Origin of the sequence: Kutzneria sp. NPDC052558 (genome assembly GCF_044547355.1) — a bacterium.
Classification (GTDB): Bacteria; Actinomycetota; Actinomycetes; order Mycobacteriales; family Pseudonocardiaceae; genus Kutzneria.
The window spans coordinates 679,032-693,209 of the sequence record NZ_JBIUAG010000002.1 but is presented as its reverse complement, the minus strand read 5'-3'; the positions used below and the strand labels follow the sequence as shown (position 1 = coordinate 693,209).

The 14,178-nt window shown below is 71.1% G+C and carries 9 protein-coding genes and 1 pseudogene; 8 read left to right on the top strand and 2 right to left on the bottom strand.

Translation table 11 applies throughout. The features are described 5' to 3' along the window. The first annotated feature begins 3 nt into the window (after positions 1–3). Genes ACIG5F_RS06320 through ACIG5F_RS06300 form a run of 5 tightly spaced genes read left to right on the top strand, consistent with a single transcriptional unit; the run spans position 4 to position 9,574 of the window. Entirely contained in the window at positions 4–1,179 is a 1,176-nt protein-coding gene (locus tag ACIG5F_RS06320) for an OmpA family protein (RefSeq protein WP_396516340.1), read from the top strand. Positions 1,180–1,184: 5 nt separating this feature from the next. Next, a complete protein-coding gene (locus tag ACIG5F_RS06315; RefSeq protein WP_396516339.1) occupies positions 1,185–2,999 on the top strand; it encodes an ATP-binding cassette domain-containing protein in 1,815 nt (604 codons plus the stop codon). After that, positions 2,996–6,205: a hypothetical protein gene (locus tag ACIG5F_RS06310; protein WP_396516338.1), complete on the top strand. Its 3,210-nt coding sequence runs from the start codon at positions 2,996–2,998 to the stop codon at positions 6,203–6,205. Before ACIG5F_RS06315 ends, ACIG5F_RS06310 begins: the two co-directional genes overlap by 4 nt. After that, on the top strand, positions 6,202–8,751 hold the full coding sequence (locus ACIG5F_RS06305) for a CHAT domain-containing protein (RefSeq protein ID WP_396516337.1): 2,550 nt from the start codon (positions 6,202–6,204) through the stop codon (positions 8,749–8,751). Before ACIG5F_RS06310 ends, ACIG5F_RS06305 begins: the two co-directional genes overlap by 4 nt. Then, positions 8,738–9,574 (top strand): toll/interleukin-1 receptor domain-containing protein, encoded by an 837-nt coding sequence (locus tag ACIG5F_RS06300; RefSeq protein ID WP_396516336.1) that lies wholly within the window; start codon positions 8,738–8,740, stop codon positions 9,572–9,574. Before ACIG5F_RS06305 ends, ACIG5F_RS06300 begins: the two co-directional genes overlap by 14 nt. Here the strand turns inward: ACIG5F_RS06300 and ACIG5F_RS06295 are convergent. Further along, positions 9,534–10,559, bottom strand: coding sequence for a hypothetical protein (locus ACIG5F_RS06295; RefSeq protein ID WP_396516335.1), 1,026 nt, complete (start codon positions 10,557–10,559; stop codon positions 9,534–9,536). The two genes, ACIG5F_RS06300 and ACIG5F_RS06295, sit on opposite strands and share 41 nt — an antisense overlap. A gap of 319 nt (positions 10,560–10,878) precedes the next feature. Between ACIG5F_RS06295 and ACIG5F_RS06290 the strand changes: the two genes are divergently transcribed. Beyond that, positions 10,879–13,086: an ATP-binding protein gene (locus ACIG5F_RS06290; RefSeq protein ID WP_396516334.1), complete on the top strand. Its 2,208-nt coding sequence runs from the start codon at positions 10,879–10,881 to the stop codon at positions 13,084–13,086. On the opposite strand, the pseudogene ACIG5F_RS06285 reads toward ACIG5F_RS06290, so the two are convergent. After that, positions 13,076–13,174 (bottom strand): annotated as a pseudogene (locus ACIG5F_RS06285) (LuxR C-terminal-related transcriptional regulator); the annotation flags it as partial. The gene ACIG5F_RS06290 and the pseudogene ACIG5F_RS06285 sit on opposite strands and share 11 nt — an antisense overlap. A 37-nt stretch (positions 13,175–13,211) precedes the next feature. On the opposite strand from ACIG5F_RS06285, the gene ACIG5F_RS06280 reads away from it, so the two are divergent. Continuing rightward, positions 13,212–13,523, top strand: a complete 312-nt coding sequence (locus ACIG5F_RS06280; protein ID WP_396516333.1) for a hypothetical protein — start codon at positions 13,212–13,214, stop codon at positions 13,521–13,523. A 55-nt stretch (positions 13,524–13,578) separates the two neighbouring features. Then, on the top strand, positions 13,579–13,980 hold the full coding sequence (locus tag ACIG5F_RS06275) for a hypothetical protein (protein WP_396516332.1): 402 nt from the start codon (positions 13,579–13,581) through the stop codon (positions 13,978–13,980). Positions 13,981–14,178 lie beyond the last annotated feature (198 nt).

Sequence of the window (14,178 nt, the reverse complement as noted above, 5' to 3'; positions counted from 1 at the left end):
CCCATGAAGCGCAAGGTTTTGTTCGCCGCCCTGCTGGCGATCGCGGGAACCCAGCTGTGCGCCTGCGGCATCTTCTGGCCGGCGGACCCGCCGCCTCCCGTGTCGGCGCCGTGCCACCCGACCGGCTCCGGCCCGCTGACCCTGGCGATCGGAGCCCGGGCGAACGTGCCCAAGCCGCAACTGCCGGCTGATGTGCAGGGGCTGATGAAGGCGACGGCCAAGCAGTTCCGGCAGCTCACCACGGTGCGCGTCGATGGCTCACCCACGGTGGTGTTCGCCCAGCAACCACCAAAGCCTGCCAACAACAATCCCGCCAACGAGCGGGCAGCGGCGGCTTATGTCGCCGCTGCCCAGCAGTCGCTGGTCAAGGACATCCTGGCCAAGGCTCCCGGCGCGGATGTGCTGGCGGCGTTGTCCCTCAGCGCGCGGGCGACGCCGTCGGGCGGCACCGTGGTGTTGGTCGACTCGGGGCTCCAGACCGCGGCCCCGGTCGACTTCGTCAACGACCGGCTGCTGGAGGCCAACCCCTCGGACGTGGCCGACTACCTGACCAAGGAGAACCTCCTGCCCGATCTCAAGGGGCGCACGGTGATCCTCGTCGGGTTGGGCAACACGGCCCCGCCGCAGCAGCCGCTCGACAACAACCAGCGGGCTCACGTCGTGGACACCTGGAAGGCGGTCGCCGAGAAGAGCGGCGCGTGCGTGGTGACCGAGCAGCAGGCCAACTCCGAGCCGTCCCTGGCCGGGATTCCGGCGGTGCCGGTGGTCGCGCCGCCGGCGGCGCCGGCCCCGAACTTCTGCGGCACGGTGGAGTTGGGGGAGAGCGACAACATCTCCTTCCAGCCGGATTCGGCCGCGTTCCGCTCGCCCGAGGCGGCCAAGGACACCCTGCGCAAGTTCGCCGATGTCCTGCGGGACGGCAGGCACCGCGCCGACCTGATGGGGACGACGGCCAGCGAGGGGCCGGTCGCCGGGCGGCTGGAGTTGTCGGCGAGGCGGGCCAACGCGGTCAAGGATGTGTTGGTGGGACTGGGGGTTCCGGCGGCGGACCTCAGTGCCCGCGGGGTCGGCTCCGACTGGCCGGGCCATCAGCCCGACACCGGCCCGGACGGCCAGCTGCTGCCGGGGCCGGCCGGGCAGAACCGCAAGGTGGTCATGACGATCACCTGCCCCGGCTGACTCCGGTGATCCGCTACACCGCGGCCCAGCGGTTCACCGACGGGCGGCAGGCCCGGCGGGACGCCCACGCCGGCCTGCCCCAGCCAGGTCCGACGCCGTTGTCCACGCCGTATCGGGATTCCCTGATCGCCGGCGCACGGGAGCAGTGCGAGGCCGTCCTGCTGGGCTACCGCGCGATCCAGGCCGACTATCAGCGCCGATGGGCCGCTCGCCTGGCCGTGGTGCGGGAGGCCGAGGCCCAGCTGGCCCGGGCCGAGGCCGCGGTGCGGGACCTGGCGGTGCGGCCGTCCAACGCGGTCCTGACCAAGCGCACCCTGGGCGAGGAGCACCGGTCCGACGCCATCGTCCGCGAGCGACGGCTCCGTGAGCACGCCCAGAAGTACTTGCGGGCCAAGGAGTTGGTGAAGGCCGCCCGGGCCGAGGTCGACCAGCGCCGGCGGGAGCTGCCCATCGGCCGGGGACGGCTGCGTCGGCAGGCCAAGGTGGCCGGGAACCGGATCCGGCAGATCCACCGGCACTGTCATCGCCGCATCGCCGAGTACCGCCGGGTTCTGGCGCACAGCCATCCCCGTGCCGGCCTGGTGGCGCAGGGAATGGACGTGCTCGAACCCGCTCTGCCGGGGTGGTTGCGTGACGAGGTGGTCCAGCTCCCGAAGCTTCCGGCGGCGCTGGAAGCGTTGCCCACGGCCGAATCGGATGGGGACCGGATTCCGCTTCGCGACGGGTTGGTCATCGGATCGTGCCCGGACCGGGCCGACGTTGTGGTTGCCGGGCACGGCATCGCGGCGGAGCACGCGGTGGTGCGTCGACGCGGCGATGGCGTGGTGTTGAAGGACATCGGGTGCGGGGATCGGGTGTTCGTGGGGGCGCGGCCGGTGCGGCGGGTCGGGTTGGAGCCGGGGGTGAGGTTCGACATCGCGGACTGCCGGTTCCGGGTGGATGAGGGCGGCGAATATCTGATCAAGACCCTCGCATCGGGGTACGGGCTGGTGGTGTCGGAGCTGTCGAGCCAGGTGGTGACGGCGATGGGCGTGGAGCCGAAGCTGACGAGGGTGAGCTTCAGCCAGCCGGCGGGCACGGTGTTGGCGGTGCTGGACCCGACGCGGACGAACGGCCTGTTGCCGGTGCTGCTGGGGGCCATGCCGTCGAGCGGGACAATGTGCTTCCACGATCTGAACATGCGCCTGAACGGACCGCAGATCGGCACGTGGACTCGTTTTGTGCCAAGGCAATCCCGTTGGCGTCGGGGCCGCACGGTGCGCCGGACGCTGGAACGTGCGGATCGGCGGCTGCGGCCGAAGGGGACGAAGCGCGAGCGGATGCCGGGCCCAGTCCGGCGGGTGGTCCGACAGTTCGAGTTGGAGTCCATTGTGGACTACCGGATGGACGCGCTGCGGTCCGGCCAGCGCAAGCGGGTGGCGATCGCGGTGGAAGTCCTGGCCGGGCCGCGGCTGTTGCTGCTGGACGAGCCGACGGCCGGCCTGGACCAGGCCGGCAGCAAGCGGATCATGACCGGGCTGCGCAAGGCGGCGAGCGACGGATGCACGGTGCTGCTGACCGTGAGCTCGATGCGGGAACTCCCGTTCGTCGACCAGGTCGTGGTGCTCGGGACGAAGGGGCGCGCCGTCTTCAGCGGCACGCCGGAAGAGTTGCCGGCGGCGCTCGGCGCGCGGGACGACCGGGCGCTGCGTGAGTTGCTGGAGAAGTCCACCGACGAGCTGGCGCGGGCCTACGCCGCCGGCCCGTCCGCCGCCCGCGCGCGAGCCCGCGCGGCGGCCGCTGACCAGAAGGCCTGGCAGACAACAGGGGCTGACCGATGACACCACAGACGCACCGCCACCGATCGATGATCGCCACGCTGCTCGTCGCTCTGCTGGTCGCGCTGGCCGGATGCAGTGGCGACCCCGCGCCGCCGCCGGCGCTGCCGACGACCACGAGCGCCACCGGCGAGCCGGGTTTCCTGATCTCGTACGCGGCGGCCGCGAGCCGTCTCGACGGCATGGACGCGGACACCGCCCAGGAGCAGATCCGCGACTGGGCGACGCTGGCCCTGGCGTCCTATTTGGACATCGACGCGCCCCGGCTGCGGGCGGCGACCTTCGACACTCTGCCGGTCCGCGACCCGGGCCTGGCCGATCTGGCACGGCAACCGAGCGGCCCCGGACGTTCGCTGTACGACGGGAAGGGCGTGCTGCACCTGCTCGTCCAGCGGGACGACCCGCACCGGGCCCGGACGATCGGCCTGCTGCTGGACCAGTATCGGACCGATGCCGGCAGCGATCCGGCCCAGGTTCAGGTGCACGACTACCGGATCGTCTCCGACCAGCGGATGGTCGCGGTGGCGATCGGCAAGCCCGGGCCGACCGCGAAGGTGCGGGAGGCCAACGGCTACGTCTCGATGCGCGTGGACACCGCCGACGGGCTGACCGGCTTCCTCGACAAGACCAGGAACTTCTCCGGTCTGGAGGTGCGCGGGTCGCAGGTGTGGGCCAACGGCTGGAACTGGCCGGACGTGCCGGCGGCGCCGGTGACCGCCGCCGACGTCTCGGTTCTCCAGCGCGGCTACGCCGCCACTACCGGTCCGCTGCCGGGCTTTTCCCTTGACCCCGGGCCGAAACTGACCGCGGCCGACGTGCACGCCATCGTCCCTGACCTGAGCTCGGACCTCGCCGACGCGGTGGCTGCCGGCGCCAACAGCCCGGCGGTCGACAAACTTCGCACCACGGTGTGGAATGCGCTGTTCAACGGCGGCCAGCCGCCGCCAGGGCTGTCCCCGGACCGCACGCGGTTGTGGGCGCTCTACAACATGATCGTCGACTACCCGGCCTACAGCCAGGCCCGGTTCGACGGCCCGCTGGCCGGCACCGAGGTCGGCATGACCTTGATGTACGACGACTTCGAGGCCAAGCAGTGGTCCAACGGCGTCGGCGACTCGGTGCCCAGCAAGGCCGTTCCCGGCTTCGTGGCCGCCCCCGACGCCGCCACCCCGTGGGGGCAGTGCGTCAATGACGCCGTCAGCGAATCGGGTCGGCTGTGGTTCGGCCAGGACCAGGCGGGATTCGCCTTCGCCAGCAACCGGGTCGACATCGGGGCCCGGGCCACCCGGCTGTTCGCCAAGGCCAACAGCGACAGCGGCGAGGTTCAGCCGAGTTACAGCTTCGGGCGCGGACTCACCTGGTGGGATCAGCACTTCCAGGCCGTCGCCGACTACGAGCCGCAGTACGAGCGGCTCGACCAGATCATGCGCTGGAGCGGCGCGCTGGAGTGGCTGGTCGCCAAGGCCGGCAAGCGACTGCCCGAGGCCGGCGGGCCGGCCGACGCCGGCCTGAGGTTCGCCGACTGGTACGCCAGGAACAACCAGTTGAAGGAGCGGTCGGGTATCACCTTCGTGAGCCCGCCCTCGGCCACGCAGGAAGCCCTGCTGCCCAACGCGTCCAGGACCTTCACCGACTGCGGGTTCGCCGTGGTCGCCGGCGGTGTCGAGCTCTCCGACGGCATCTCCTTGCAGGGAAACGGGAACTACCAGGCGTCCCTGCCGCCGTCGGTGCGCCGGGCCGGGCCGGTGGACCCGGATTCCAGCTATGACAACGCGACCGGGGCCGGCCACCTCAAGCAGGAGTCGATCAACAGCGAGAGCAAGGTCGACAGTTACCGCGACTACGTGTTCTCGCCGGTCAGCGACGGCAAGGCCGGCGTCGAGATCACCGCGCCCGGCCGCAAGGTGGCCGCGCTGGGTGACTTCAAGGTCAACGTCAGCGAGTCCGTCCCCCGCACGGCCAAGACCGAGATCTCCGTGCGGGACGGTGCTGTCTCCGAGCAGATCTCGTTGCAGGGACAGGACTTTGGCACGGTCACGGCGGCCAGGGGTCACGGTACGATCGTCGTCGCGTGGAATCCCGGCCCGGTGGCCAGCGCGGTGACGACGTTGGACGAGCTCCAGCGCCACTGGGGCGCACCGCTGGATTCCGACACCGTCGTCACCCGCGACGTCAACGGCCAGACCGAGTATCGGACCGGCGCGCTGGACGATCCGTGGCTGCTGGTGACCGCGGACGCGCCGGCCGGCGAGGACCTGACCTTCCGCCTCGGCAAACCCGGAAAGGTGGGCGAGCCCACCCAGTTCGCCGAGGGGGTTCTGCGCGGGCCGCCGGATCTGGGCGGGCCGGACCAGTTCGAGGCCATCACCCCGGCCAAGGACGGCCAGCCGCCGAGGATCGATCCCGTGGGCTCGCCCGACTCGCAGGCCCGGTCGATCCAGTTCGACACGCCGGCCGGCGGCGGGTTCAAGGCGTACGAGGGCGACGACGGCCGGTTGGTGGTGAAGCACGCCGACCTGGCCCATGATCCGGCGGCGGTCGCCGCGGTCGCGAAGATGCCGGACATAGCCAAGTCCATGCAGGAGGCGGCCAACGCCCACGACGGCCACTACCGCGTGGTCGCGCTGGGTGGCGAGGGCGTGGCCCTGGCCGGCGTGAACCGGGTGTTCGTCGCGGCGATGAACGACATCGTGGCGGCCGATGTGTTCCGCATGATCAGCCTGAGCCGGGCGCCGCCGCTGGTCGACCTGGCCGGCCCGGACGCCCTGTATGTCGGCCCGGAGGCGCTGAAGGTCGATCCGCGCGCCGAGCGCAAGCAGATGACCATGCAGGACGTGGTGGGCCAGCACGACAGCGAGGTCTACCTGGCCGAGAGCGCTCGGACGACCTTGCACCTCCGCGAGGGACGGATCACCGCCGACGAGCTGCCTCGCGACACCCGCGTGATCGTGGTCCAGGCTCAATCCCCGGTGCTGGCCGCCGTGCCCGAGATCCTCGACTACCGGCAGACCCATTGGCAGCTGGTCGGTTCCGGCGGCGGCAACCCGCCCGACGTGAGCCGCTGGCTCCAGACGCCGACCATCCAGACCACGCCCAGTCCGACCCCGACGACAACGCCGACCTCCGGCGGCCCCAACCCGGCCACTGCCCGAACGGTCCTGCTCGTCTGTGCGGACACCACCCCGCCGGCCCGGGAATGCCAACCATGACCGAAGTGGTCGCGGGAACCGAGATCGGGGACGCCGTCACGGCGGCCGACCAGGCCTATCACCGCAAAGATGTGCACGGCGTGGACGAGGCCTATCGGCACGCCTGTCATCTGGCCGTGAAAGGTGGACAGGACATGCTTTTCATCGACCTGGCCGTCGATCATGCCTCGCGACTGATGGCGCTCGGCGATGCCGCGCTGGCGTTGCGGCGGTGCGAGCACCACCTCACCCAGCACGAGCACCCCACCCTTGCCGTGCTGCGAGCGGAGATCCACAGCAAGCTCGGCAACCACACGGCCGTTCTGGCCACAGCCAAGGCGATTCGACGGCGCTGGTCGTTGTCGGCCGAGGAGAATGCCCGGCTGTTGCGGGTGGTGGCGCTGGCCGCCGCCGACCGTGAGAACTACGACCTTGCCCGAAAACTGCTGGAGGAAGCCGGAAAGGTCATTCCGGCGATCGACCGGGAACTGCTGCTGATCACGTTGCACGAAGGCAAGACTCCGGTCCCGTTCGAGGAATTGCGAGGCGAGCGACCGCACACGGCCGCCGACTACCTGCGCCTCGCCCTGGCCCTGCGGCGCGAGCACCGGTACGAGGAAGCCGCCGATCTGCTGCGGAAAGGCGCCTACGCGCCGGGAGTCGATCCGGCCCTGGTGCTGCCGATGCTGTGCGAGCTGGTCGTGCTGCTCCGGATCCTGCACCAGGACGAGCAGGCCGAAATCCTGTGTCCGCGATTGGCGGAAGCGGCCAGGTGGGTTCCCGATCAGGGTGCGGCCCAGGAGATGCTGGACGGGATCTCGCCGGTCGGCCGGTCCGACACCGCGCGGTTCACTGACCATGTCGCCCACGCCAGGCGATTGATGGCCGAGACCGGGATCAACGATCTCGAAGCCGGTAGCCAGCTCGGGGAGGTCGAGTGCCGCCGGCGGCTGGGCGAGGTCGAACGGATCCTGGGCCTGTTCCGCGACGCCGGGCTGTCCGAGCGGGAGATCGTCCGCTGGCACCTGGTCGCCGGCGAACTCGAACTGGCACTGGGCAATCTGGCCGAGGCGGTCAAGCACCTGCGGGTCGTGTGCAGCGCAGAGGCGACGCTGCCGGCAGTGAAGGCGTCCGCGCTGCACTTGATCGGGCACGCCTTCCATCGTCTGTCCAAAGGGGATGAAGACGACGACCGGGCCGCGAGGTGCTGGGAGGAGGCCCATAGGATCGAGGAGGACATCGCCCGCCGGCAGCCCAGCGACGTCATCCGGACCGGGCTGTTGCTGGCCGCCGCGACCGAACTCGACCAGCGGGTGGCCGCGGCCGTCGCCCGTCATCGCCGTTGCGGGGACGAGGAAACCGCCGCCGCGATCGTCGTGGCGATGGAGGCGGCGCGGGGCGCGATGATCCTGCCGGCCCTCGACATCAAGCTCACCCGGGACCTGCCCAAGGCCCACGATCTCGCTGGCGCGCGGCAGTGGCTGACCGAGACGGCCCGGGAGCTGCCCAAGGACCAGGTCGTCTGGATGCTCCACCCCGGCCAGGCCAGCGTGCACCACGCGGTGATCGGCCGCGACTGGGTCCGCCACCTTTCCTTTTCTCTACAGGGAAAGGGTCGAAGGGGTCTCAAGGACGCCATCGACGGCCACATGGCGTACTGGCATCCGGACTACCTGGAGTTGAGCGTCGTGGCCGGGGAGTTCGACAGGACCCTGGCTTATATCACCGAGCTGCTCGGCGTCGCGGAGGTGATCCCGGCGCTGCTCCCGCCCGGCGCGAAGCGGATCGCGATCGTGGCCGGCGACGAGCTGTCGGACATTCCCTTCGGGGGCATGGTGTTGCCGGGGGCCGTGGACCATATCGGCCTGCGCTATGCCCTGTCGGACCTGCCATGCTTGTCCGCGCTACGCCCGCTGCGGCAACGATCCCTCGACCGACGCGGCGACCGTTCGCTGCTGGTGAGCCCGCCCGACGACGGGTTGACCAAGTCACGCCGGCGATTCTGGCGGCCCCGGCTCGAAGGCGTCGACGTCAGCCCGGACAACCTGCGCGCCCGCCTGGCGACCCACCGCCACCGGTGGGTTCGCATTGACAGCCATGGAAGTTTCGCCCACGGCGACGCCGAACAGTCGGTGCTGAAGCTGCACGAGGGCCGGCTCAGCGCGGCCGAGTTCCGGGAGCTGGACCTGAGCCGCTGCGGGATGGCGGTGCTCGGCGCGTGCGAATCCGGGATGGCCCAACGGCGCGGACGAGACGAGCGCACCGGGTTCGTCCGGGCGGCGATGCTGGCCGGCGCGGCCTCGGTGCTGGCGGCCAGGTGGGTGGCCGAGGACGCCGCCGCGGCGGCCGTGCTCGACCGGTTCGAACGCCATGTCCGTTACCTGCCAAGGGATCTGGCCCTGCAACGGGCCCTGCTCGACCTGCGCCGGGACACCGACCGGGGCCATCCGGCCTGGTGGGCGTGCTGGACGTTGTACGGCGACGCGGGCTGGCAGACCCGCGTCGACCCGATCCGCCGCGTCCTGCGCCGCGGCTTCCACCAGTGGAGGAACCTTGTCCCACGCTGACCAGCCCAAGGTCTTCATCTCCTTCGCCGGGCCGGACCGCCCGTCGGCGGCGCGGCTCGGCCAGGAGCTGGCCCGGCGCGGCCTCGAACCCTTTGTCGACGTGCAGGGCATTCCGGCCGGCGGCAACATCGTGCTGGCCATCGACCACGCCATCACCCAGTCCGACTTCTTCGTGCTGCTGTGGTCGAAGCACACCGTGCAACGCCCGTGGGTGACCCATGAGTACACCATCGCCCTTGGCCGTGACCTGGATCGCGAGCCGGCGTTCCTGTTCGTGGTGCGGCTGGACGACACGCCGGTGCCGGCGAGCCTGTCCATGCGCAAGTACCTCGAAGTCGCCATCGGCTGGGACTCGGTCGCGGACCAGCTCACCGACGCCTGGCGCCGCGACCGTGCCCTCGGGCTGAAAGTCCTGCCCGCGCTTGATGAATCGCCCACGTGCGAGCCGGACATGGTGGTCTACGTCCGCAACCGGGCCCTGTCCGTGGCGCACCTGGTGCGGGTGCCCACCACGCCGACCGCCGAGCAGCTGATGGACAGCGTGCGCCGGGCGCTGCTGTTGCCGGACAAGGTGACCGAGCTGGCCGGCAAGGTGGGCATGACCTTCCACTACCGGCTTTCCGCCGACGGCAAGCCGATCGCGACGTCCCGGCTGGCCGAGTGCGACGTGGTCGACCTGGAGGTGGACCTGGAGCCGTGGGGCCCGGCCGGCCCGCTGTCCCGCTTCACCTTCCGCGAGGACGGGCCGGGCGGGCCGGCGCCGGCGATGATCCGCAAGCTGGTCAACGCCGGGCTGGGGCACCTGCGGCCCCGGCAGCGGTGACGACGTGGCTCCACCGCAGACCGTAGGACAGATTGGGCGTCAGGTCGAGGAATTCGGCGTGCGCCTCGCCGCAGGGATCCACCGACACCGCTTCCCGCCGGGCGATCGAGTCGCCGATCTCCGATGGCAGCATCCGGTCGATCTTCCAGATCGAATTCGGCACGCCTTTGTCCCCGAATCGAACGTGCAGGCGAAAGCTCTCGCACGGATATCTCGGGGTGCAGACGTAAAAGGGCTCGATCGGGTGTCGAGGAGCCAGCCTGATTCGGAACGCGTACGTGTGCTCCTTGTTGAGACCGAGAGGATAGGGCAGGCGCAGCATGAATGCCACCCGCTTGGCCGTCACCAGGGTTCGACACGCGAGCGTGCCGCCGTGCAGCACATCGACCTCGAGGCCGTCGAGATCGGCCTCGTCGAACCGGCCGTTCACCAATGCCCAGGTCAGGGAGAGTTCGACCTCGTCGAGCCCGTCCTGATCGGCGACGATCGTCCGGCGCTCGTGAATTTCCGGGATGGGCAGGTCGAGCCCCATCGATACTTCGACGTTTTTGGTGTGCCACGGCGTGGACGGAGCCATGGCCGGCGGCGCGGGGTGGTCGAGTGCCTCCTGGGCCATCCGCTCGCACGCCTCGTCGAGCCAGCGGGCCGTGGTCCGCTCGACCCGGTTGATCCTGGGCAGGATGTGCGCGATCCGATCCTTCTTGCACGGCAGGTCGCGCACCTCCTCGCCGAGGGCGAAGGCCGCCGCCACCAGCAGCCGCTGGTCGTGGCGAAGCACCCGGGACAGCTCGCGGACCCGGCCGATGAGCAGCTCGCGGGCCCGCGCCGGCCCGGTCTCGGCGGTGATGCCGCAGACCCGCCGCAGCCCGGGCCGGATCCGGGCCATGATGTTGGGGTCCTCGACGCCTTTCCCGCTGCTCAGGCCCTTCAGGTCGGTCGCGAGTTCGGTGATCTCCGAATCCAGGTTGTCGCTTGTCGACGCCATCGGCTGCCTCCGGATCGAGAAGAAGGCCAGAAGTGTAGGGGCAGCGGGCCGGGAGGGGACCCCGGGTTTCCCGTCGGCCGCTGTTTCTGGGGTTTCCTCTCCTTCTGGAAACCGGAAACCCCCGTTTCTGGGTGGTGGTCGGCCGCTACACCGGAAACAATGGGACCACTCCCGACGGCGAGTGGGTAACCTCCGCTCGCGGCGTCGGTGATGAGCAGTGACCCGGCGCCGGTCCCGGACTAGGGGGTGAACTGTCGTGCACACGCATTGTCGGCTGATGGGGACTTTGTTCGGCTGAGGGGTGTCGCACTCTGACGGGGTGTCGGAGTTCGGCGGCGAGCTGCGACGGCTGCGGCTGGCCGCCGGGCTCTCGCTGCGGGGCCTGGCCGCGCGCGTCCACTACAGCAAGGGCTATCTGAGCAAGGTCGAGAACGGTCGGGCGCGGCCGAATCCGGACTTCGCCCGGGCCTGTGAGGCCGTTCTCGACGCGGACGGCGCGCTCGTCGCGCTGGCCGGAGCCGCGGTGACAGTCACGGGGGCCGGGATTTCCGGGCTGCCACTGCGGACTCCGCACTTCACCGGCCGGCGGACCGAGCTGGCCCGCATCGAGGAGGCGCTGCTCGACCGGGGTGGGGCAGCGATCGGCTGCGTGCTGAGCGGCATGGCCGGCGTGGGCAAGACGGCGCTGGCGGTGCGGGCCGCCGGCGCCGCGCAGCCGCACTTTCCCGACGGCTGCCTGTTCTTCGACCTGCGCGGCTATCCGGCCGGCGCGACCGAGGTGTCCAGCGAGGAGGCGCTGGACCGGGTGCTGCGGGTGCTGGGCGTGCCCGGCGCCGACATCCCGCCCGACCAGGACGGCCGGGCCAACCTGTACCGCGATCGGTTGCGGGGCAAGCGGATGCTGCTCGTGTTCGACAACGTCCGCGGCACCGGGCAGGTCGCGCCCCTGCTCCCCGCCGAACCGAGGTGCCGAGTGATCATCACCAGCAGGAACCGGCTGAACGCGCTCGACGACGCCGTGCACGTGCCGATCGGGGAACTGGCCATGGCAGAGGCTGTGGCGCTGTTCCGGTCGGTCGTCGGCGACGACGAGCGGCTGCCCGCCGCCGACGAGCCCGTCGCCGCGGTGGTCGAGTACTGCGGCCGGCTGCCGCTCGCGGTCCGCATCGCGGCGGCCCGGTTCCGGGCCGGGCCGCCGTGGACGTTCGACGACTTCGCCCGCCGGCTGTCCGACGAAGCCGCCCGCCTGACCGCGCTCGACGACGGCGAACGCAGCGTCGCCGCCGCCTTCGCGTTGTCGTATCAACAGCTGTCTGATCAGCAGAAACGGGTCTTCGCGCTACTGGCGCTGCACCCGGGACGGGACATCGCCACGCCCAGCGCGGCCGCGCTCGCCGGGCTGGAGCCAGCGGCGGCCGAGCAGGTGCTCGGCCAGCTGGCCAACGCACATCTGATCATCGAGCGGGCCGGGGGCTATCACCAGTTCCACGACTTGGTGCGGATGTTCGCCACCGAGCACGCGCTGGCCGAGGTCCCGCACGTCGAGCGGGAAGCGGCGGTGACCCGGCTGCTCGACCTCGCGCTGGCCCGCACCCGGGCGTGCGACGAACTGCTTGCCCCGCAACGATATCGGCCGGATCTGTTGTCCCATCCGGCGATCGAGGGGTTCGCCGGATGGGATTGCGCGCTGTCCTGGCTGGACGTGGAGTGGCCCAACCTGGTCGCCCTGTGCCGCACGGCGGCCGAGCTCGGCCAGCACGAGCGATGCTGGCGGTTGGCCCTGCTGCTGCGGGATTTCTTCTTCCGCACCAAGCTGTGGGACCCGTGGATCGAGACCCATCGGCACGCGGCCGCGTCGGCCATGGCCGAGGGCAACACCGTGGCCGTGGCGATGACGGTGAACAACCTCGGCATGGCCTACGCCGACCGCGGCGACCTCGACCGCGCGCGGGACAACCACCGGCAGGCGCTGGCGCTGTTCCGGGAGATAGGCGACGACAACGGCGCCACGGTGGCGTTGTCCAACCTGGCCTGGGTCACTCTCTACCTCGGCCAACCCGAGACCGCCTTGCGGGACATGGTGATCGCGCTGGAGTCCTACCGTCGCGCCGGCTCGACCCGCAACGCCGCGATCACCTTGCGCGGCATGGCGTTGGCCGAGGTCGAGCTCGGGGCCTTCGCCGACGCGCTGCGGCACGCCGAGCAGGCGCGGGACGAGTTCGCCGGCACCGACCTGGACGCCGCCATGGCGCTCAACTGCATTGCCTGGGTGCACTACCGGGCCGGGCGGCACCAGGCCTCGGCCGCCCACTACCAGCAGGCGGCCCTGTTCGGCGAGCGCGGCCGCAGCCCGCACGAGGTCGCGCGGGCCAAGACCGGCCTCGGCAACATCGCCGCCACCGCCGGCGATCACGTTGCGGCGTCGCAACTCTGGGCCGACGCCACCCGACTGCATCCCGACCTCAGCGCCGTCACCGTCGGCGAGGCAACCGCCCGCCTCGCCTGGGAACAGACGGCTACACCGTGAGTTCCCGCAGCTGGCGGCGGGAGGAGATGCCGAGCTTGCGGTAGATGTTGCGCAGATGGGCGTCGATGGTGCGGGGGCTGAGGAACAGGGCCACCCGCGACCAGAGCGGCAACGTCAAGCTCCCGGTGCTCGCGCTGATCGGCCGGCTGCTGCTGTGGAAGGCGCTGCCCAACGGCCGCACCACCACGTTCTTCACCATCTGGGCCGGCCGCACGCGCAACCCGGCCCGGCACCGCGCCTGGCTGCGGGCCGACCTGGAGTCGGTGTTCGGGCAGCTCGCGGCGGGCGTGATCACCGCCCGCATCGCCCGCCGTCCGCCACGCCGAGTCCGGCACCGCCGCCGGCAAGGTGGTCGTCGTCCCCGACGCCTCCTGAGCCGTGCTACCAGCGCTCAGGCCGGGTCGAGGGTCGTGGCTGGATTCAGCCGAAAGTCGTAACAGCAGAGCCCATCGATCGATGCTGGCCGCGGCCCCGGCCGGCAGTCTTGTCACCATGAGCGAGAACGAGACCCCGCAGGCCCAGGCCCCCTACATCGGTCAGACCGCCGACGTGCTGTCCCACTCGACCGGCGCCGACAAGATCGCCGCCGGCGTCAGCCAGAAGGCCCTGTTCCAGCGGCGCGGCACCATCGCGCTGTACACGGACAAGCTGGTCATCGGCTCCTGGAGCGACGACGGCGACCTCGTGCTGACCCGCGACGACATCAAGGCCGTCCGGCTGGAGTTCACCGAGCTCTACGGGCGCTTCATCGGCGGCCTGCTCAACGCCGGCAAGCCGCTGATCCTGGAGACCACCCACGGCGAGCTCTACCTCCTGATCAACCGCAAGGAGGTCATGGAGTCCACCGACGACAAGAAGTGGGCCCAGCTGATCGAGAAGTGGCTCGCCGCCTGAGCCGGTCGCCCTGGTCTCCCCGGTAGCCGGCGCCCCCCTCCGCCGCGCTACCGCGCTCGAGTCCCCCGCCGGGGGGGGGGCCCCCCGGGGGGGGGGCCCCCCGGGGGGGGGGGGGGGCCCCCCGGCCCCGCCGCCGGGGGGGGGGGGGGGTGAACACCGGGGTGGGCCCGCGCCAACAGAACAGGGGTGCGGCGGGTA

Excerpts from the sequence above, each read along its gene's own strand:
- ACIG5F_RS06320 (WP_396516340.1), top strand. The coding sequence starts at position 4 with ATGAAGCGCAAGGTTTTGTTCGCCGCCCTGCTGGCGATCGCGGGAACC.
- ACIG5F_RS06310 (WP_396516338.1), top strand. The coding sequence starts at position 2,996 with ATGACACCACAGACGCACCGCCACCGATCGATGATCGCCACGCTGCTC.
- ACIG5F_RS06305 (WP_396516337.1), top strand. The coding sequence starts at position 6,202 with ATGACCGAAGTGGTCGCGGGAACCGAGATCGGGGACGCCGTCACGGCG.
- ACIG5F_RS06295 (WP_396516335.1), bottom strand. The coding sequence starts at position 10,559 with ATGGCGTCGACAAGCGACAACCTGGATTCGGAGATCACCGAACTCGCG.
- ACIG5F_RS06275 (WP_396516332.1), top strand. The coding sequence starts at position 13,579 with ATGAGCGAGAACGAGACCCCGCAGGCCCAGGCCCCCTACATCGGTCAG.